Here is a 21,323-nt window from a genome sequence, read left to right on the forward strand (position 1 = left end):
TCTCTTGTTTCATCTGTCGAAAGAATTCTTAAAGAATTTGGAGATAATTATGTAATTAATTTTGCTTAACTACTTATCACTGCCCAAATTGCCGTACAGAAAATCATTGCCTTTGCCACCGAGCACAATATCATTACCTTTGCCGCCCAATGCAGAATCATTACCTTTATCGCCCTGGATAAAATCAGCACCTTCATTGCCAAAAATTAAGTCGTTTTCTTCTTTGCCATTTAGGGAATCGTTACCACGATTGCCAAAAATGATATCTTCACCTTCCCCACCAACAATGATGTCATTATTCTTGCCTCCCAAAAGGATATCATTCCCTTTGTTGCCGTCAATAAAATCATTGCCTCGGTTCCCGTAAAGGATATCGTTTCCTTCACCGCCATAGAGGTTATCGTCCCCTAAATCCCCATCGAAAAGGTTCTGATTTGGACTGCCGTAAAAAGCATCATTTCTCCCGCTGCCTAACTGAATTTCACCGCTACCATTGCTGTTGATAGTATTGTCAACTGGATTGGGTTGGTTGAAATTGGGCTGCGGAATAGTATCGCAAATGCAATCGCTTTCCATTGGCGTGGGAGTCGGTGTTCCCGATGGCGTGGGAGTCGGTGTTCCCGATGGCGTGGGAGTCGGTGTTCCCGATGGCGTGGGAGTCGGGGTTTCAGTTGGAGTTGGAGTCGGAGTTTCCGTTGGAGTCGGGGTTTCCGTTTCCGTTGGAGTCGGAGTTTCCGTTGGAGTGGGCGTCGGAGTTTCCGTTGGAGTCGGGGTTCCAGTTGGAGTCGGCGTTTCCGTCGGAGTTGGTGTTCCCGTTGGAGTCGGAGTCGGAGTTTCCGTCGGAGTCGGAGTCGGCGTTTCTGTTGGAGTCGGAGTTGGTGTTCCCGTTGGAGTCGGAGTCGGAGTTTCCGTCGGAGTCGGAGTCGGAGTTGGTGTTCCCGTTGGAGTCGGAGTCGGAGTTGGTGTTCCCGTTGGAGTCGGAGTCGGCGTTTCCGTTGGAGTCGGAGTCGGAGTTCCCGTTGGAGTCGGAGTCGGAGTTCCCGTCGGAGTTGGAGTCGGAGTCGGGGTTCCCGTTGGAGTCGGAGTCGGGGTTCCCGTCGGAGTTGGAGTCGGAGTCGGAGTTCCCGTTGGAGTCGGAGTCGGAGTTCCCGTTGGAGTCGGAGTCGGGGTTCCCGTCGGAGTGGGCGTCGGAGTTCCCGTTGGAGTCGGAGTCGGGGTTCCCGTCGGAGTGGGCGTCGGGGTTCCCGTTGGAGTCGGAGTCGGAGTTGGCGTTGGAGTTGGCGTTGGAGTTGGCGTCGGGGTAGGAGTTGGAGTTGGTGTTGGAGTTGGCGTTGGAGTTGGCGTTGGAGTTGGCGTTGGAGTTAGCGTTGGAGTTGGCGCGGTAATATTAACGCTGAAAGTTCCTAAACTCGTAGCAGCTACAGGATTCCCAGCAGTATCTTTAACTTGATTACCTTGCAGATTAATACTGTAAGTTGGATTATTATCTGCAATATCCCAACTTTCCCCAGGCGGAGTAAATGAATAAGTAGCTGTCCGCGTCAAGCCATTAGTATTAGTATCAACACTGACAAAGTTAACAGGAATACCACCGCCCGACCAATTGATTAAAAAGTCAGAACTGTCTAGAGTTGTAACATCGATCGCACTATTATCGTTAAAGGTAACAGTAAAACCTTGACTGGTTCCCCCCGCGACCGTAATATTAGCAATAGTCGTCGGGTTGACAGTGGGCGCAATGCCATCAATTACTATTGCCTTATTTTGGTCCAAGGAATTAGTTGCACCCGGATTCGGCAAAGTCAAGACAGCATCAGCATTAGTCAAATTCTTAATAGTACCGCCGTTGAGAGATAAGGCAGTTGTCGAGGTATAGTCTAAGTCGAGACTGCTATTGCCGGCTGTTACTGTGTAATTAAATGTCAGAGTATTGCTGCCGCTGCCGCTGGCATAATTAATGACAGTACCTGTACCGCCTGTGGCTAAGGTAAGCTGTGGCGTACCTGCAACAGTAACTGGTTGACTGAATGTGAGAATAATGGGAATTGTTGCACCGATCGCGTAGGTTCCATCTGCCTGAGTTGATGTGATATTAGTAATAACAGGTAATGGACTAACTGTAATGCTGGCTGTTTCGCTGGCTGTACTAAAAGGACTAGAAACCCCATTAGTTTCTAAGTCCCCTGTCACATCTGCCGTGTCGCCGTTAGTGCCAGTGATTCTATCCCAAGCATTGAAAGTAATGCCGTTAGTAACTGTTCCGGTGTAGTTGCTATTGGGAACAAAACGGAGGCGAGTTGTCGCGTCTGCTGCTAACAACAGTGCAGTTGTAGCCGTAGGAACAGTAGTAATATTGTTCCAAGTTGTGCCGTCTGTCGTATACTGCCAACTGCCGTTTGTGGTATCTAAATTTGTGAGAGCGATGCCTCTCGGGCGCGGGGAAATAGCGTCGTTGGGGTCGGTGATGCTGCTGCCGATAATAGCAGAAATTAATGTGCCAGTATTGTTGATTTCGTTGACATTAATTGCTGTTAAATTAGGCGTGATCGAGTTGTCTAAGACTGGGGAATCGTTGACGAGGATGTTAACAGTTGATGTGCTGGTACTGTAACCGTCGCTTGCTGTGTATGAGAAGGTGTCGAGGCCGTTGAAAGTGGGGTTAGGAGTGTAGACAATGCTGCGTTTGGGGTCGATCGCGATCGCATAGACAATACCATCCGCATTGGGGTTGAAAGTGGGATCGGCTGTACCGTCGCTGCTGTTCAAACGGGCAATATAATTGCGGGGCTGTCCGCCGATATTGTTGAAAACGCCACCTACTACTGGGTTGTTGTTAGCATCGATCGCGATCCCATAGACAATACCATTCGCATTAGGATTAGGGTTAAAAGTAGGATCTGCCGTGCCGTCGCTGCTGTTCAACCGAGCAATATAATTACGTGGCTGCCCGCCGATATTGGTGAAATTGCCCCCTACAACTGGGTTGTTGTTAGCATCGATCGCGATCGCAATCACACCTTCTCGCCTCCAATAGAAGTGATTCGCATTGGGGTTAAAAGTAGGATCTGCCGTGCCGTTGTTGCTGTTCAACCGGGCAATATCGTTGCGTGGGAGCCCGCCAATATTCGTGAAGAAGCCTCCTACAACTGGGTTGTTGTTAGCATCGATCGCGATCGGATTAATAACCGCCGCATAACCGAAGTTATTGGTATTGAGGTTATTCGCATTGGGGTTAAAAGTAGGATCTGCCGTGCCGTTGCTGCTGTTCAACCGGGCAATATCGTTGCGCGGCTGCCCGCCGATAGTGGTGAATTCGCCCCCTACAACTGGGTTGTTATTAGCATCGATCGCGATCCCATAGACAGCATTATTCGCATTGGGATCAAAAGTAGGATCTGCCGTGCCGTTGCTGCTGTTCAACCGGGCAATATTATTGCGGGGTTGTCCGCCGATATTGTATAAAGTGCCCCCTACAACTGGGTTGTTATTAGCATCGATCGCGATCGCAAGAACAGCACCATCCGCATTGGGGTTAAAAGTAATATCTGCCGTGCCGTTGCTGCTGTTCAACCGGGCAATTGTGTTCCGTGGCAGCCCCCCGATATTGAAGAAGAAGCCGCCTACAACTGGGTTGCCTTTAGCATCGATCGCGATCGCCCTGATTTGACGATCCGCGTTGGGATTAAAAGTAGGATCTGCCGTACCGTCGCTGCCATACAACCGGGCAATATTATTGCGTGGCTGCCCGCCAATATTTGTAAAATATCCTCCTACATAAATCCAGTCGTCAACAGTAACAGTACCGCCTGTTGGTTGAGTAACACTCTGCACTCTCAGTGCCTTTGTGCCGCCTGTATCGTTTGTCAGCACGTTAATTTTAATATTAGGAGTGCCGACAGTTGCGATCGCATTGTCTGGACTAGCAACAGCCAAGTCATTAACAGCTATCCTGCCCAAGCGAAATGTAGCGCTTCCCTGGTCAGTATTGTCGCCAAAAGATAGGAAACTCGGCAATCTGTAAGGATTGAAACTTAAAGGAGGCTGGCTTAGTGCTGGGTCAAACTGGATTTGACGCAGTGGTCCTGTGAGGATTGCATTTGGGGAATTATTCGCAAAAAGTTCGTAATTGAGTCCTTGTACTTTTAAGACATAATTGTTATTTGCAGAAGTATTAAAGTTGGCATTTTCAGGACCAATAGTTGTCGGCTCAGTACCAGTATCTGACTGAGCAAAGATTCTGCCATTTTTAAAACCCAATTCTAAACCATTCAAGCCGTCGCTGCTAATAGCTGTGACGCTAAAACCCGCGCGGTTGGGGTTGCTAGTTTCTGTGGGAATTGCTGCATTAAAAGATATCGTATAACCAGCCGTGCGGTCTAGAGTGGCGGTGGTGAAAGGGGGCAGTATCGCTGGAGTCTGACCCGGAAGCAGCGATGTGGGATTGTAATTGGTGTAACCCGCGTAGCCGCCAGAAGGGTTATTGGGAGAGATAGTGGCAGTATTGAGGCCCGTTGTGTTTGGCGTAAACGCACCCGTAGCCAGAGGAACAAATGGATTTAGGGAAGGTAAGGGTATCTGTCCGTAAGCAAGGGCGGTGCCGTTGGGCGTGCCTATGCCGGGGGGCGTTCCGCCTGGAAGGTTGGTAATCGCGTCGTAGAGGGTAAGATTGGGCATGATGTACCTAAAGGTAGATGATTTTGCTGAGTTTTATAATGTGAAAGCCTAGCAAATTTACTGATGAGTGTCATCGTTTTTCTACCTGCTGTCAAAAAATTTACGCAACTTTAACGTGTGCGTAATTCTAGCACCACAAAAAAACGATCGCCCTAACTGGCATAAAGTTAGTGCGATCGCGGTACTATAAATCAGCTATTTATCTATCAGACTCGGCGCGGAATTTTTACGCATTTCCACGGATTTTTTTACAAAACTTTACTGGGCGTTGGATAAAAATATCCAGAAATCGCTTTTCTCTACCTGATATCTCTTTTTTTATTGAACCGCAGAGGGCGCAGAGGGCACAGAGGAAGAGAAGAGAGTAAGAAAGGAGTTCACAAATGATGAGGGATTGCTATGCCAATGCCCAATGCCCAATGCCCAATGCCCAATGCCCAATGCCCCACCTATTTAGCTAACAGTTTTTCAAACACCCCATACATATCCTCAGCCAACTTTTTAGGATTCCACAAAGGTGCGAGATGTTCTGGCTGCTTAGATTTTACTAAATGCTCTTTCACCGCATTTCTCAAACCAGCATCGCGGCCAAACTCAACTCCCCGCTGCGTGTATTCCTCCCAACTCCACGCCGCACCAACATCAAGATTTGCACTTTTGAGGAAAGCGTAACCCATCCGCGAAAGATATTGGTCGCCCGATCGAGTTACTACTGGCAAATTAGCCCACAAAGCCTCTAAATTGTGAGTCCCCCCATTGTAAGGATAGGAATCTAAAAGCACGTCGGCTACATAATAAATAGCCCGGTGTTCTTCCTCACTTCGGGTTTGACCTATAAACTTAATCCGACCAAAATCTACTCCCTGAATTTCGCATTCTTGGCGGTAAGTGCTGTGAATAACATCGGGGTCGCCTTGACCTTTGCGGATTAACAAACTATCTGGTACTTCCTTAAGGATTTTAACTTGAGCTCGTACCATTTCTGGATTCGTTTTTCTCCCTGGCGCAACGCACAGATAAGTCATTTGATCTAAGCCAATTCCGAGAGTGTTTCTAATGGCCTCCCGATTCACAGGAATGCTTTGCAGTGCGCCAATTGCTACCGAACCTGCAGGCAATCTTACTAACTTTTCTAAGTAATTTTTGTCAACACCAGGGGGGTGAGTGTGTTCGTCGCACAGAAAGTAGTGATTATCTGAAATGTAGGGTGCGTCAAATCCTAGCCAAGAAACGCAAATCCCCGCAGGATATTGATACAGCACTTCGACATTTGTGGGCACTGTCATCGAGTCTAAATCGATCAAAACATCCAAGTTGTCTTGCGCTACTTCGGCGAAGATTTCACCGCCGTCAGCAAAGCCGTTTGGATATTTTTTAGGCCAGTAAAACTTGCCCGCCATGTCTTCAAACCGCTGCGTAACCTCATCTCGGTGGAGTTTCCCGGTGACGTAAAGGTGAACGTGGGGGGTGATGTGGCTTAATTCGCGAATTAAAGCTTCGCTGCACCAGCCTACTGAGTGGCGGCGGAAGTGTTTGGAAAGGAAGCCGATTTTTAAATGACGTTGTTCTTTTGTTTGGTAATTGGCTAGGTTGCTTCTGTTGACTTGCTGCCGCAGGGGGACTGCTTTTTGGTAGTATTCTTTGGCAATTAGTCTGTAGAAACTGGCATTTTTTTCGCGGTTGTCTCGCAGGTGAGAAACTGCAAACAAGAAGATTTCGTAGAGCAATTTTAGTTCGATTACGCTAAAGGTTTCGACCTTTTCGTAGCAGAGTCTTTCGATTTCTTCTAGTTTCTGAATTGCCTGTTGGCTGACACCTGATTGCAGGTAGGAAAAAACATAGGCTGTAGCTGACATGATTGGGGCATTTTCGCCGCAGTTTTCGCAGTATTTGTCGGCTATGCTACGGGCGCCGGCGAGGTTGGTGGAATGACTTAGCAAGTCGCACAGTTGTTGGTAGGCTTCGCTAAAATTGGGGTTGCATTCGATCGCCTTTTCAAAATTGGCGATCGCCTCCAACGGCTTATCTTGTTTTTGAATGTGTCCCATTCGGCAGTAAACCTCTGCCCAATTCGGTTTCAATGTCAAAGCTTGCTGATAGCTGGCTAGAGCTTCTTCCAGCCGCCCCTGCATGGAAAAACAATTGCCGAGGTTAGCGTGAACTTCCGGCCAGTCGGGCTTAATTTTCAGAGTGTTTTGATAATTAGTAATCGCTTCATCGTACTTGTTTTGCTGTAAAAAAGAGTTGGCTATATTGAAGTGTAAAACTTCTAAATGTGGCTTTAAAGCTACAGCTTTCTGATAGTAAGCGATGGCGGCGTCGAGATTGCCTTGTTGCGATCGCGCGCTGCCGATGTTACCGTAGGCTTCTGCCCAATCCGGTTTAATGGCGATCGCTTTTTCGTAGCATTCGATGGCTTCGTCGCGCTTTCCTTGGCTGAAAAGTCGATTACCTAAGTTAAAGTGGAAGTCTGCACCGACTAGCTGCGGGTTGAGTTCGGATGTTCTTTTAAAACAGGCGATCGCAGCTTCGATGTTGCCGTGTTGGTGATATACTTTCCCTAAGTTCCAGTGAGCTCCCGCTAAATCTGGACTCAGGGCAATGGCTTGCTGGTAATGGGCGATCGCTTCTTCCAAACGCCCCATTTTGAAATACATACTGCCGATATTGGCGCGCACTTCCGCAAAATTTGGCTGCAATTCTAGGGCTTGAGAATACGATCGAATCGCAGCTTCAGTTTTGCCTACTGCTTGCAAAGCATTCCCTAAAGTTACGTAAGCGTAGATGAAATCCGGTCGAATTTTTAGCGCTTGCTGACAAGCTGCGATCGCCTCTTTAATTTTACCTTCAACTAAAAAGTTTTCTGCGAGTTTATTGTACGGTTCTACTTCTTGAAAATTGGCAACTTGTCCGCTATCTGGAACATTGATCGAGGTAACTTGTTCGGAAAGTTCGGCGGGGTTTGTAAACGGAGTATTTAAAGTCTCAGTGGTGGGCGCTGGCGGCAAATTGATACTCGAAGGCTGCAAGCCGTAGCCTTCATCTTTGTTGACAGATACTGGTTGCGCTTCGCCTGATTCTGTTTCTAATTCGATAAAGTTGCTGTCAGTAGTGGCCCGCTCTTTTTGTGCGATTAAACTCGCTAATTTCTCAGCAGCGCTCGCATCTCCCGGTTGCAGTTGCAGCACTTTTTGATAGCAAGTAATTGCTGTATCTAAGTTTCCTTGCTGCTGCAAAACGCTGCCCAGCATCATATTGACCGAAGACAATTGAGGATTAATTACCAGAGCTTTTTGGTAATAACTGGCCGCCTCTTCCAATTGCCCTAACTTGTAATACATACTGCCGAGATTCGCGCTAGCTTCGGCAAATTTCGGCTGAATTTCTAAAGCTTGCAAGTAAGCTTTAATTGCCATTTCCAATTTGTCTTGAGCGTGCTGGGCATTGCCCATTGTCAAGTAAGCAGCAGCAAAATCCGGTTTGAATTTAATCGCGAGATTGCAAGAGGCGATCGCCTTTTCAAATTCTCCTTGCAAAACATAAACTTCCGCCAACTTTTTATGAACTTCTGCATCTCCTGGATTAAACTCTAAAGCTTTCTGATAGTTCTCGAGTGCGCCACCGAGATCACCTCGATCTTTCAGCCAATTTCCCTTTTGAAAATAATCTCTCACTGCCTCTAAACCTACTAAATAATTCCCGCTCATTTGCTCTGCCACTCTTACAGGTTTTACACTAATACTGTTCAGCCATTCTACCCACTTTCGGGAACGCACAGACCAAGTACACCCTTGATTTATATATTCTACCTGCTGTCTTAAATGATTTTCAGCAGTGGCGGCGCCCGCACCCGCGCCCTCATTTAAAACTCCGACTATCGCCTCTAAAAACCGCCTTGTATATCCCTCCCAATCTGCGTTGCCCGCCCGCTTCCAATTAGTTATCGATGCAAAATTTTTCACCCCTGACATGGAAACTAGACGGGCAAATCCAGCAGTTGTTTCCGGCAAAGCTGCCAATTCACTCGTCACAATCCGGCAACCGCTGGCCATCGCCTCCATCACGGCAATAGATGAGGTTTCTAAATAGGTATTCGGGTAAGCTAAAACCGCGACTGAACGCAGTTGCCGGACGAGTTCGGGTTGCGGTACGGAACCGACGTACTCGACGCCTTCTGTTTCCTGACACTGGCGGTAAAGTTGACCGAAAAAAAGCTTGTTATCATTGTCGTCTATTTGGTGTACTTTCATGCTTGAAAATACTTTTAATCTGGTTCCGGGGACAGCTTGACGAATTTCGGGAAAGACTTTTAACAAAATATCGAGTCCGCGAAATGGAGTGCTGGTGTAAGCTAGAATGGGCGGTCGAGATTTATGAGAGAGGATAGAAATATTATCGGAGAAAATGTTAGCAAAACAAGGTGCGATCGCATTTCTTAAAACACAACTGCGATTAAAGTCAATCCCAAAGCGCCGGTGAAATTGCTCGCGCTGCCAGTCGCTGACAAATACAAAGGCATCGCAAGCATTGATTTCTTGATCATTTTTAAAATTTTCGAGGAATACAAAGCCCGGTTCGTTATGAATCCACAAAATTAACTTAGTTCGATGCCCCAAAAGCGGCTTAACTTCCAGCGCTTTGCCGACTATATTAACTATAACTAAAAAATCGAGCGATCGCAGCAATTCTAAATTAGATTGGTCCCCCACCCTGCGCCTGCAATCAACGCCGCGCGACATCCCCGACTCCGAAGTATTGTTGAGCAAAAATACCTCGTTTCCCTGTGCAGCCAACGCCTCAGCTAAGTAACAAATAGCCGACTGAGTGCCGCCCAAAGGTTCGCGGTAAGGAGTTTCAATATTGTAATCCCAAGTGTAGGTATCGAGAAATCCGATTTTCATTCAATGGTATAATCTTAAAACTATTAAGGAGTACCGAACATGACCACAGAACAAGACCCCGTAAAATTGATGAAACAGCAAGTCGGCTTTGCAGCAGCCGATCGCGTAAAATCTGGTATGATTGTCGGACTCGGCACCGGGTCAACTACAGCTTATACTATTCAAGCATTGGGCGATCGCATAAAATCAGGTGAACTCAAAGATATCAAGGGAGTGCCGACATCTTTTCAATCAGAAGTGTTAGCCAAACAGTACGGAGTACCGCTGACAACACTAGATGAAATTGACAGAATTGATGTTGCTATTGACGGCGCTGATGAAGTAGATCCCCACCTCAACTTAATTAAAGGTGGCGGCGCAGCCCACACCCGCGAAAAAGTAGTCGATTACCTCGCCACTCAATTTATTGTAGTAGTTGACAGTTCCAAAATCGTAGATAAATTGGGTTCGACTTTTCGCGTGCCCATCGAAGTTATACCGATGGCATTAACACCAGTGATGCGCGCCATTGAAAAATTGGGCGGCAAACCCGAACTCCGCATGGGCGTGAAAAAAGCAGGCCCGGTAATTACCGATCAAGGTAATATGGTAATCGATGTCAAATTTGATGATATTGCCAACCCCGGAGAAATGGAAAAAAGCTTGAATAACATTCCCGGTGTGTTAGAAAATGGTTTGTTTGTAAACTGTACTGATTTGGTTTTAGTCGGCGAAATCCAAGACGGAAAACCAGTAGTACGGGAGATTTCTAAATAGTCAAAACTGCCCCAGTGGTGGTCAAAAACTCTTTGTAGAACAGGCATCTTGCCTGTTCAGGAGAATGCGACAATAGGCGAGTTACAACCCGCAAAAATACCAAAAGCAAGGTTTCTTATCCTATAGCAACCGCCAAGACTATTAAGAAGTTCTTAATCAGTGAAACCCTTGCGATGGTTACATCTTCCTTCTTCCTGACATCCGTTACATCCGTTACATAATCTGTTGCCGAACTTCCTTCTTCTATAGCTTTGACTTTGATTATGAAGATGAAATATCGCAGATTCGGTCGCACAGAATTATCCATGCCTGTCTTTTCCTGCGGCGGCATGAGATATCAGTACAAATGGCAAGACGTGCCAGCCAATGAAATTCCACCAGACAATCAACAAAATCTAGAAGCGACGATTCGCTACTCGGTTGAATGCGGCATCAATCACATAGAAACTGCTCGCGGTTACGGCACTTCAGAGATGCAACTGGGGTTGATTTTCCCGAATTTTCCCCGCGAAAACTTGATAGTGCAAACGAAAGTTAGCCCCAAACCAAACTCCCAAGAGTTCCGCGAAGAGTTTGATAAATCGTTAGCTTATTTGCAACTGGAATACGTCGATTTACTGTCGCTACACGGTATTAATACGTGGGAATTGTTAGAGGAGTCTATGCGTCCGGGCGGCTGCATGGATGTGGCGAGAAAGTTGCAAGCAGAAGGCAAAGTTAAGTTTATTGGTTTTTCCACTCACGGCCCGACGGATGTGATTGTCAAAACAATTGAAACTAATCAATTTGATTATCTTAACTTGCACTGGTACTATATCAATCAAAGTAATTGGCCAGCTATTGAAGCTGCTAAACGTCACGATATGGGCATTTTTATTATCAGTCCTTCCGACAAAGGCGGTCAACTTTACAGCCCGCCGCAAAAATTGGTAGACTTGTGCTATCCGTTGAGTCCGATGGTGTTTAATGATTTGTTTTGTTTGTCGCATCCGCAAGTACACACTTTGAGTTTGGGCGCAGCAAAACCTGAAGATTTTAACGAGCATCTGAAAGCTGTAGAATTGTTAGATAGAGCTGATGAAATTTTGCCACCGATATTAGAAAAATTAGAAAAAGCAGCAATTGATAAATTAGGAGAAGATTGGTTTAACACTTGGCACTTCGGTTTACCAACTATCGAAAATACTCCCGGAGGTATTAATATTTATGTGATTCTGTGGCTGTGGAATTTGGCGCAGGCTTACGATACGATCGACTATTGCAAGATGCGCTACAACCTCTTAGGTAATGGGGGCCACTGGTTCCCGGGCAAAAAAGCCGATCGCCTCCATGAATTAGACTTGCGCCGCTGTCTGGCCCACAGTCCCCACGCTGCTAAAATTCCCGGTATTCTTCAAGCAGCAGATCGGCTTTTTGGAGGCGAAGCCATCCAGCGCTTGTCCCAAGAATAATCTAAAAAAAACCCGGTTTCGAGACAGAAACCGGGTTGGTTGACCGGAACACGTGAGATTTAGTTACGCGCATATAATTAGCCTATACTTGAGAAACTCTCACAACCATCGCCCATCCGTCTCATCCATTCGGGCGATTACCTACGCGATAGCCGCGCTTCAAGAACTTTTTTTCTAAACTCGCTCCCATTTTGCTTTAATCTGAGATAAAACAGTTAATAATTCACTTAGGTATTTTTTATGACTCTTAAACGCCGAAATTTCTTGTATTTGCTAAGTGCCAGCGTCGGAGCTATTACCGCAGGTGCTTGCCAAGCGTCAGGAAATAATGTATCCCAAGCAAGTCCAATTGCAGAAAGCCCAAAAATAGCCCAAACGCCGGGGCTTTTTACACTGCCACCTCTGCCTTACGAATACAATGCTTTAGAACCGCACATCGATGCGCGGACAATGCAATTTCACCACGATAAACACCATGCCGCCTACGTTAAAAACCTCAACGATGCTGTCAGCAAATACCCGCAACTCAAAAATATGAGTGCGGAAAATATGCTGCGAGATTTGAGCAAAGTGCCGGAAGATATTCGCACAACCGTGCGTAACAATGGCGGCGGACACCTAAATCACAGTATGTTTTGGGAAATCATGAGTCCCAAAGGTGGTGGCGAACCGACAGGGGCAATTGCAACAGCAATTAAGCAAAATTTCGGCAGTGTTGACGATTTTAAAGCAAAATTTAACGACGCCGGCACTAAGCGTTTTGGCAGCGGTTGGGTTTGGCTAGTCCGCAATAAAGGCGGCAAACTTGAGATTGTAACTACTGCCAATCAAGACACTCCTTTCATGGAGGGAAATTATCCAATTATGGGCAACGATGTTTGGGAACACGCTTATTATCTTAAGTACCAAAACCTGCGCGCCGACTACTTAAAAGCTTGGTGGAATGTTGTTAATTGGGCGGAAATTAACAAGCGCTACGAAAAGGCGAACGGTTAGTATAACATTGTTTGTAGTTGCGCTGTATTCACTTTACCGCAACTACAAACAATGTTATAGCAATTCTAAATAAATCATCATAAAAATGGCTCTTAATTAATAGCACCTTAATCAGGATTCGTGAACCCCAATGTGTTGCCAATTGATTTACGCTTGATATATATGTAGATTGAAAATATTAAGGATAATCGGCGTGGATAATCGGCGAATAGAATTCGCTCCTATACAAAAAAAGTCCGCCTTCGCGGACTAAGATAAGAGAGAAATAATTAAACCCTTTTTCGTGTTATAAACCCTTGAAAAACGGCTATAGCTAGCGCACGGGACGCTCGAATTGCTGTACAACTTTCCGCAAGTAAACGCAGTGGCGCACGCCCTGACTCGTCGGTGTTGTGAATGCTTCGACTGACTCAACTGTGCCGCCCCAATGCTCGATCGCCCTTTGCAACTCCGTTTCTTCCTCCACCGTCCAATTCCCACGGTAAAGTACCGCCAAACCGCCATTTTTTAGCAGAGGCAGCGCGCATTTAGCGCAGAGAGGGGCGGCTCCAACTGCTCGGAGAACTGCTATATCATAAGCTTGTTTGTGCTGCGGCCCTCGGGCAATTTCATCGGATCTACCCAGCAAAGTGCCAGCATTTTCTATTCCTAAAGACGGCAAAACTGTTTCCAAAAAAGTAATTTTTTTGCGCGTAGAATCGAGCAAAGTAACTGATAAATGCGGGAGGGCGATCGCAATCGGCAACCCCGGAAAACCTCCACCAGTCCCGATATCGATCGCTTTCTGCAGCGACTCGGCGGCCACTTCTGGATTTTCCGCCGAATTGTGATTAGCTGGCAACAGTCTCGCAATTCCCCGCAGAGAATCCCACAAATGTTTTTCCCAAAACTCCATCGGCTCAGTAATTCGAGTTAAATTCAAGGAGCGATTTCCCTCGACAATTAACTCATAAAGTCGCTGAAATAGTTTTTGCTGCGACTCATCCGGCTGCCAATTCAGCGTTTTTTGCCACAACTCGTTCATCTGGGGCAACACAGACATTTTAATCTCATTTATCATCTAGTTCTATTCTCACTTTTTTCTTTCTGTCCGCGTAGGCGGGCTTCGTTTGTATCGACGCGAATTCTCTTCGCCGGAAACCATTGGAAGCCCCCAAAAAGTCAAACGCAACTCGTTTCCTTAGCTTCTAATTTAGCCCGATCGACCTCTTGCAAATCGCCGTGGTCTAAAGTCCAAAAGCGATCGGCAACGCTCAACAAATCGCTAGCATCGTGAGTAACAATCAACAAAGTCCAGTGACTTTTCAACTTACTCAACAAGCTTACCAACTGCCGCCGCATCGACCAATCCAAACCCGCGGTCGGTTCGTCCAAAAGTAGCAAATGCGGCTGCCGAATTAGCTGCACCGCCAGGGCTACCCGGCGCTGTTGTCCGCCGCTCAAAGCGTGGGGGGAAGCGCGCAGCGGCAAATGTCCTAGTCCCACTTCTGCCATTGCTGAGTTAATTTGTTCTTGTCCCAATTCAGGATGACCCAACCGCAATTCTTCTAAAATTGTGCCGCCACAAAAATGCCTTTCTGGAAACTGAAAGACTAACCCTCCTAACTGTTGCAAGTGTTCCGGTGTTAATTCTTGTTCCCGCCAGCGGATGTCGCCGCTAGTTTTTTCCGCTAAACCTGCTAATATTTCTAATAGCGTACTTTTGCCTGAACCGCTGCGACCCACAATCAGCCCCATTTGCTGCGAGGGAAGTTCTAAGTTAATATTTTTCAGAATAGCATTCGGACAGGCGGTAGGATGATATACTAAGTTTTTAAGATAAAGCATTAACGCAATTGGTAATTGGGGAGAAGGAAGGCACTACACGAATTTTGACAAGGATACACGGATTAATTATCCAGCCTCAGCGATTTGTTTTTAGCTGTGGCCGATCGCACACAATTATTTTACATAAATCTTTACAAAAATTTCCTTTTTTTCATGGTTGGCGTTTGATTTTTCTGTTTTTTCATGGTATATTTTAATAATGGTAATCTGTCCTTTAAGATATTACAAGTCACACTTCCATTATTAAAATATACCTCAACAACCACAAAAAATCAAGCACATTTCACTCTTTTTTTGGTCGCGGCCCGAAAGTCTGAAAATTTAACTCTCTTGTTTCTAGTTTACAGTATATTACATTGAGAGAATTGACGATGACGAAAACCCCTTTAGCATCGCTGGGCAAGCAAATGTTAAGTTCTAAACAGACCGTGCGGGCGATCGCCTGTGCAGCAGCGATCACCCTCAGCATCTGCATCAACTCAGCATTAGCGGGCGATCCCTTTCGCAACAGCAACCCGCAGGCGATCGGGCCCAACACCGAAACCGCTTTCAAAACAATGTTTCAGCAAGGAAACTACAAACAAGCAAAAACTCAAGTTCAACAAGCACTATCAATCGAACCAAACGAGCCGCTAGCCTATGCAATGGCAGCCTCTCTATCCTACATCGAAAAAGATTTCAACTCGATGAATTCCTACGCGCAAAAAACCCGCGAAGTCGGCGAAAACTTGACTAAAACTAATCCATTGCGCGGTAACATTTACACAGCAGCAGGCCACTTTCTAGAAGGGGCGAACATTATAGCCAAACAAGGAACAGCCAAAGGCGCGCCCCAAGCACTCAACAAACTGCGAGTAGTATTTCAATACCTAGAGGCGGCCGAGAAAATAGCGCCCAACGACCCCGAACTAAACCTGATCAAAGGCTACATGGACTTAATGCTAGCCACAAACCTGCCCTTTTCCAACCCCAACGAAGCAATTCAAAGACTCGAACAAAAAGCCTCTCCCCGCTATTTAGCTTATCGCGGCATGGCAGTAGGCTATCGAGACTTGAAAAAGTACGATCGCGCTTTAGAGTTTGCCAACAAATCCCTAGCAGAAACGCCCAACAATCCAGAACTTCTCTATCTAAAAGCACAAATCTTGTTTTCCCAATCCCAGGGGAAAGACAGCAACAAAGCCTTACTTGAGGAAGCCCGGAAAAACTACGACGCCGCCTTAGCAAAACCCGACCAACTGCCCCGCAGTTTAGTAGCAGAAATCTTCTTTGAGCAGTGCAGAACCCGTAACCGTCTCGACAGCAAATCTCGGGCCTGCGACCCGATGCGCGATAAAATTAGAGATGCAGATGGAGTCTGGGGGCCGGCAGACTTACCACCACTATAAAAAGAGTCAGAGGAAAGTCAGAAGTCAGGAGTCAGGAGGAAAATTTTCCCTGTCTCCCTCTCTCCCAATTTTCCTCTCTCCTACAATCCAATTCCTGCAATTCCAGTCCCTTTCTTTGATAAAATTAATGCAAGTAGAGTTTCGCGAGTTTAACCCCTTTGACCTCTGGATTTGGCTGAAGTTCAGCAACGTGCCTTCAAACGGTGAAAAACAGTATGTTGAAGAAGTGTTTGACTCTTGGTTTTTCTTGGGAAAACTCGGAGGATTTAATGCGGAAAATTTGCAAGTTCAAGATGAAGGCTTAGATATCAGTCAGATGAATTACGATGTTAATCTAGCCGACCAAAGTATGATGGCTTTGATGCACAATATGGGAGAAATGGAGTATCAAGGTTCTTGGGCTCGCTGCTGGTTTGATTTGGGCACTAGCGACGCGATCGGCCTCGATGTTTTGATTAATGTTTTCCAGCAACTGAGTAAAGAATTCGTAACGATTGAAAAACTCATTATTGGCGGGGAAAATACAGACTGGCCCGTTGACAACACTCGCCGTCGAGAGGCTTTTGCTGCTGATAATTAGTGATTAGTGATTACTCATTAGGGGCAGATTCTACTCGTTACTAGGCTCTGCCTGGTAACAGATATCCGGAGGCTCTGCCTCCTATTTTGCTGCTCGGAAAGCTAGGCAGAGCCTCTGGACATTGATTCCTAGGCAGAGCCTAGGAACCAGTTAACTAGAGATATTTGCTATAGCTAACAACAGAGATAAACCCGCCTCTACCGCATTACCCGGATCTACCTTACACGAGGCAGCGTACTCAACACCTCATAGAGAAGAGAGTTAATAAAACCGAGGGCGATCGCCCCCAGCAAAGCACTCCAAATTCCCCACCGCAAGCGAAATCCATCCACTAGCCAAGCCGCCAATCCAAAGATAACAGCGTTGATAACAATTATCCACAAACCAAAAGTTACCAACAGCAATGGAAAACCCAAAACCACAAACAGCGGCCGCACCAAAGCATTCAGCAATCCAAAAACCGCCGCCGAAATCATCGCTCTTTCAAAAGTGTCAATGTCCACCCCGATGGGCAACTTGGAAATGATAAAAAAGCTCACAGAAGTAACGAGCCAAGCAATTACCAGCGAAATGATATCCATGTGCCAATCTCCTTAAAAAAGCTAAACATTAAATCGGAACAACAGCACATCCCCCTCTTGTACAACATACTCTTTTCCTTCACTGCGAACTAAGCCTTTTTCCTTAGCCGCATTCATCGCGCCCGTAGCAACCAAATCTTCATAAGCTACAGTTTCGGCCCGGATGAAACCCCGTTCAAAATCAGAGTGAATAACCCCCGCAGCTTGCGGTGCTAGCATTCCCGCGGTAATCGTCCAAGCGCGAGTTTCCTTCGGCCCGCTAGTAAAATAAGTCCGCAAACCCAATAATTCGTAAGTAGCTCGAATCAGAGATTTCAAGCCACCTTCTTTTACCCCCAGAGATTCTAGGAAATCCGTTCGTTCTTCCTCTGATAACTCCACCAATTCTGACTCAACTTGCGCCGAAACTATGACAACCTTAGCATTTTCTTTAGCTGCTACTTCCCGCACTTGTTCGACATAGCTATTTCCCGTTGCTAAATCGTCATCAGATACGTTAGCAGCATAGATAATTGGTTTGTTGGTCAGTAATTCCAAACCTTTAACTAATTCAGCTTCTTCATCTGTGAAATTGTACTGCCGCGCCGGTTTCCCCGCATTCAAAACAGCGACTAATTTTTCGAGTACATCCACTTCGGCCTGAGCTTCCTTATTGTTGCGGGCCAGCTTGCGAGTGCGATCAAGCCTGCGTTCAATTTGAGCTAAATCTGCTAAAATTAATTCGAGATTGATAATGTCAATATCTCGGATCGGATCGACAGAACCCGCAACGTGAATAATATCATCATTGTCAAAACAGCGGACAACGTGGACGATCGCATCTACAGCCCGAATGTGAGACAAAAATTGATTTCCCAGTCCTTCTCCCTGACTCGCCCCCTTCACCAAACCCGCAATATCCACAAACTCAATCCGCGTCGGCACAGTTTGGGCGGAATTGGAAATATTGCTCAGCACCTTCAACCGTTCGTCTGGCACTGCCACGATACCCGTATTTGGCTCGATCGTACAGAAAGGAAAATTAGCAGCAGTCGCCTTGGCATTAGCAACCAGAGCATTAAACAAAGTAGATTTGCCAACATTAGGCAGTCCGACAATTCCGGCAGTAAGCATAGCTATTTAGAAACATATCACTGTTTCAAAATATCATAAGTATCCGCAATATATCGGACAGGACTTACGGACACGCGGTGAGAAACCCAGTTTCTTTGGGAATATCTCCTAGCCAAACCCCAGATTTTTCGCAAAAACCGGGAATATGTGCGTAAGTCCTACATAATTTACACAGGTTCAGGAATTGTCTGAGGAATAGGTTCCGGCACTGTTTGAGGAATCGGAGAGGGGACGGTTTCCGGCACTGGTTCGGGAATTGGCTGCGGAATTGGCGCAGGTACGGGTTCGGGTACCGGGCCGGGAATCGGTTCGGGTACCGGGCCCGGCACTGGTGGCGATGCGGGTATAGTCGGCAGCCCCGGTTCGGTACTGGGAATCTGCGGGCCTGGCAACGGACTAGGGTTGGGAAAAATCATGTTAGTGTTTTGCTCGCTAATAGAGAGGTTCCAAAAACATTTAGTCGCCACTTCTAGCTATATTTCTCAACAAAAATAACTGAGTTGTGGTATTGTTTTATCTCATAATTTTAAACTCAAGATTGCAGCGAATACATCTATCTAAATAGCTATAATTAACTATTACGTCCGCATCAAATTATGCCTTTGGCATTAAACTAAGTAGGTGGTTACAAATAAACATTACCTGGGGAGGGCGCGTGAGGAAAGCAATAAACTGCCTGAGAGTAAAGATACTGGCCGGGTCCGCCCCTCCAAGATATTATGGTTTTTTCCTATCGCTCTACTTAGATATCAAATACAGCAATCAAGATTAATCGTGTCACCAGCAAACTCTCAAACAAAAACGCCTCTATTAGATGCTTTGCGCGATCGCACAAATCAGCCACACGCTCCATTTTATGCCCCCGGACACAAAGGCGGACAAGGAATCTCTCAACCCCTAATTGACTTATTCGGTGCGACAGTATTTCGATCGGATTTGCCGGAATTGCCGGAATTAGACAATCTCTTTAACCCAGAAGGTGCAATTGCCGAAGCTCAAGACTTAGCCGCCGCAGCATTTGGAGCCCAATCAACTCGGTTTTTGGCTAACGGTTCGACTTGCGGAATTATCGCCGCCATCTTAGCAACTTGTGGCCCCGGCGATAAAATTATCCTACCTCGAAATATCCACACCTCTGCGATTTCTGGTTTAATTTTATCCGGCGCAATTCCAATTTTTGTCAATCCAGAGTACAACCCGGATTGGGATATTGCCAACAGCATCACCCCAGAAGCCACAGCCGCAGCATTAGAAAAACATCCCGACGCGAAAGCAGTAATGATAGTTTACCCAACCTATCACGGCGTCTGCGGGGATTTGCGGGCGATCGCCCAAATTACCCATCAATACAACATACCGTTATTAGTAGACGAAGCTCACGGCGCGCACTTTAACTTTCATCCAAACTTGCCAGAACCAGCACTCTCAGCCGGTGCCGATTTAACAGTACAATCAATCCACAAAACCCTGGGTGCAATGACACAAGCATCGATGTTGCACGTCAAGGGCGATCGCATAGATATCCAAAAATTAAATAGAGCATTGCAGTTAGTACAATCCACCAGTCCCAGCTACTTATTATTAGCATCATTAGACGCCGCCCGCCAACAAATCGCACTCCACGGCGAACAGTTAATGGGGCAAACTTTACAGCTAGCACGAAAAGCGCGATCGCGCATCAGTCAAATTCCCGGCTTATCTGTTTTAGAACCGTTAAATACACCTGGTTTTGCAGCATTAGACCGCACCAGGCTAACAGTAAAAGTATCAGATTTAGGAATCACAGGATTTGCAGCAGATGAAATTCTGCACTCTCAACTCGCCGTCACCGCAGAACTTCCCATGCCGCAACATTTAACATTTATTATCAGCTTGGGAAATACAGAATTAGATATTGACAATTTAGTTAAAGCTTGTACTTTTTTAGAAGCAAGAAGGAAGAAGGAAGAAGAAAGTTCGGCAACGGATTCTGTAACGGATGTAACGGATGTCAGGAAGAAGGAAGAAGTCCGAAAGAAGAAGTCCGAGAGAAGAAGTCCGATGTCCGATAGAAGATTTGCCCAATCTCCCCCTCTCCCCCTCTCCCCTTCTCCCCCTCTCCTCTCCCCCCGTGAGGCCTTCTTTTTCCCAGCCGAAACAGTACCCGCAGACAAAGCAGTCGATCGACTCAGCGCCGAACTCATATGTCCCTACCCCCCTGGAATACCAGTCTTGATGCCCGGTGAAATCATTACCCCAGAAGCCGTTGACTACCTGCAACAAGTCCTTACCGCCGGCGGCAAAATCACAGGTTGTAGCGATAGAAACCTCCAAACTCTCAAGGTTGTGCGACAGTAAATATTAAGGCTTGGGGGAAATTGGCAGAATTTCTACTAATTCTTCCACGAGTTCCAACTGCCGTCTTGCTTCAATCAAAAATCAAAAATCAAAAATATAACTATGCTTTGGCCCTACGTCACTCCAGGCATCCCGGATGACTTATTTGAACGTTTACCGGGAATTCCCATGAGTAAGCGAGAAGTCCGACTGCTGTTAATCTCCCACCTGCGCCTGCAAGCAGATTCAGTGGTGTGGGACATCGGTGCAGGTACTGGTACGATCGCCGTAGAAACAGGTTTGCTGTGTCCTAAAGGTCGGATTATCGCCGTCGAAAGGGATGAAGAAGTAGCAAGCTTGATTCGCAGAAATTGCGATCGATTCGATCTCCACAACGTAGAAGTCATAGAAGGCAGTGCCCCGCAATGCCTGGAAAACCTGCCCCAACCCCCCCACCGAGTCTGCATCGAAGGAGGTCGCCCCATCAAAGCCATTCTCCAAGAAGTCTGGCGGTACTTGCAACCTCACGGTAGAGTGGTCGCCACAGCCTCGAATTTAGAAAATCTTTACGCCCTTTCCGAAGGGTTCGCCGAGTTGCAAGTCCGCAACATTGAAGTAGTCCAGTCCGCCGTCAACCGCTTGGAGACTCGCGGCCTGAGTCAAACCTTTGCCGCCGTCAATCCCATATTTATTCTCAGCGGCGAAAAGCTTGATTAGAAGTTAGTTGACTGTTGACTGTT

14 protein-coding genes are annotated in these 21,323 nt (G+C 46.5%); 7 read left to right on the forward strand and 7 right to left on the reverse strand.

Annotated elements, in window-relative coordinates; all coding sequences use genetic code 11:
- Window positions 1-69 precede the first annotated feature (69 nt).
- Both QUA04_RS11635 and QUA04_RS11640 read right to left on the reverse strand, forming a co-directional pair.
- Window positions 70-4,674: a choice-of-anchor Y domain-containing protein gene (locus QUA04_RS11635; RefSeq protein ID WP_333256994.1), complete on the reverse strand. Its 4,605-nt coding sequence runs from the start codon at window positions 4,672-4,674 to the stop codon at window positions 70-72.
- A 449-nt stretch (window positions 4,675-5,123) separates the two neighbouring features.
- Window positions 5,124-9,575: a tetratricopeptide repeat protein gene (locus tag QUA04_RS11640; RefSeq protein ID WP_333256996.1), complete on the reverse strand. Its 4,452-nt coding sequence runs from the start codon at window positions 9,573-9,575 to the stop codon at window positions 5,124-5,126.
- 39 nt (window positions 9,576-9,614) lie between these two features.
- Between QUA04_RS11640 and rpiA the strand changes: the two genes are divergently transcribed.
- From rpiA to QUA04_RS11655, 3 genes are all read left to right on the forward strand, one after another.
- Window positions 9,615-10,331 (forward strand): ribose-5-phosphate isomerase RpiA, encoded by a 717-nt coding sequence (gene rpiA / locus QUA04_RS11645; RefSeq protein WP_333257000.1) that lies wholly within the window; start codon window positions 9,615-9,617, stop codon window positions 10,329-10,331.
- 269 nt (window positions 10,332-10,600) lie between these two features.
- On the forward strand, window positions 10,601-11,782 hold the full coding sequence (locus QUA04_RS11650) for an aldo/keto reductase (protein WP_333257003.1): 1,182 nt from the start codon (window positions 10,601-10,603) through the stop codon (window positions 11,780-11,782).
- A gap of 240 nt (window positions 11,783-12,022) precedes the next feature.
- Window positions 12,023-12,778, forward strand: coding sequence for a superoxide dismutase (locus QUA04_RS11655; protein ID WP_333257005.1), 756 nt, complete (start codon window positions 12,023-12,025; stop codon window positions 12,776-12,778).
- A gap of 313 nt (window positions 12,779-13,091) precedes the next feature.
- On the opposite strand, the gene rsmG is transcribed toward QUA04_RS11655, so the two are convergent.
- Together rsmG and QUA04_RS11665 are read right to left on the reverse strand one after the other, a co-directional pair.
- A complete protein-coding gene (gene rsmG, locus QUA04_RS11660) occupies window positions 13,092-13,838 on the reverse strand; it encodes a 16S rRNA (guanine(527)-N(7))-methyltransferase RsmG (RefSeq protein ID WP_333257008.1) in 747 nt (248 codons plus the stop codon).
- Between the two features lie 101 nt (window positions 13,839-13,939).
- Window positions 13,940-14,605, reverse strand: a complete 666-nt coding sequence (locus QUA04_RS11665) for an energy-coupling factor ABC transporter ATP-binding protein (protein WP_333046972.1) — start codon at window positions 14,603-14,605, stop codon at window positions 13,940-13,942.
- 371 nt (window positions 14,606-14,976) lie between these two features.
- On the opposite strand from QUA04_RS11665, the gene QUA04_RS11670 reads away from it, so the two are divergent.
- On the forward strand, window positions 14,977-15,993 hold the full coding sequence (locus tag QUA04_RS11670) for a Sll0314/Alr1548 family TPR repeat-containing protein (RefSeq protein ID WP_333257011.1): 1,017 nt from the start codon (window positions 14,977-14,979) through the stop codon (window positions 15,991-15,993).
- A gap of 127 nt (window positions 15,994-16,120) precedes the next feature.
- On the forward strand, window positions 16,121-16,573 hold the full coding sequence (locus tag QUA04_RS11675; protein WP_190737061.1) for a DUF3531 family protein: 453 nt from the start codon (window positions 16,121-16,123) through the stop codon (window positions 16,571-16,573).
- 215 nt (window positions 16,574-16,788) lie between these two features.
- On the opposite strand, the gene QUA04_RS11680 is transcribed toward QUA04_RS11675, so the two are convergent.
- From QUA04_RS11680 to QUA04_RS11690, 3 genes are all read right to left on the reverse strand, one after another.
- On the reverse strand, window positions 16,789-17,154 hold the full coding sequence (locus QUA04_RS11680; protein ID WP_333257014.1) for a phage holin family protein: 366 nt from the start codon (window positions 17,152-17,154) through the stop codon (window positions 16,789-16,791).
- A gap of 21 nt (window positions 17,155-17,175) precedes the next feature.
- Complete coding sequence (gene ychF, locus QUA04_RS11685) at window positions 17,176-18,267, reverse strand: redox-regulated ATPase YchF (RefSeq protein WP_333257017.1); 1,092 nt, start codon at window positions 18,265-18,267, stop codon at window positions 17,176-17,178.
- Between the two features lie 167 nt (window positions 18,268-18,434).
- The gene (locus QUA04_RS11690) at window positions 18,435-18,683 is read right to left on the reverse strand and encodes a gamma-aminobutyric acid A receptor, epsilon-like protein (protein ID WP_332960348.1); all 249 of its coding nucleotides are present in this window, start codon (window positions 18,681-18,683) and stop codon (window positions 18,435-18,437) included.
- A gap of 358 nt (window positions 18,684-19,041) precedes the next feature.
- Here QUA04_RS11690 and QUA04_RS11695 point away from each other — a divergent pair, with 358 nt between their 5' ends.
- Both QUA04_RS11695 and cbiT read left to right on the forward strand, forming a co-directional pair.
- Window positions 19,042-20,604 carry an aminotransferase class I/II-fold pyridoxal phosphate-dependent enzyme gene (locus tag QUA04_RS11695; RefSeq protein ID WP_333257020.1) on the forward strand — a complete coding sequence of 521 codons (1,563 nt, stop codon included), beginning with the start codon at window positions 19,042-19,044 and terminating at the stop codon, window positions 20,602-20,604.
- 102 nt (window positions 20,605-20,706) lie between these two features.
- On the forward strand, window positions 20,707-21,300 hold the full coding sequence (cbiT, locus tag QUA04_RS11700; RefSeq protein WP_333257024.1) for a precorrin-6Y C5,15-methyltransferase subunit CbiT: 594 nt from the start codon (window positions 20,707-20,709) through the stop codon (window positions 21,298-21,300).
- Window positions 21,301-21,323 lie beyond the last annotated feature (23 nt).

It is taken from the genome of Microcoleus sp. S13_C5 (assembly GCF_036700845.1).
Classification (GTDB): Bacteria; Cyanobacteriota; Cyanobacteriia; order Cyanobacteriales; family Microcoleaceae; genus Microcoleus.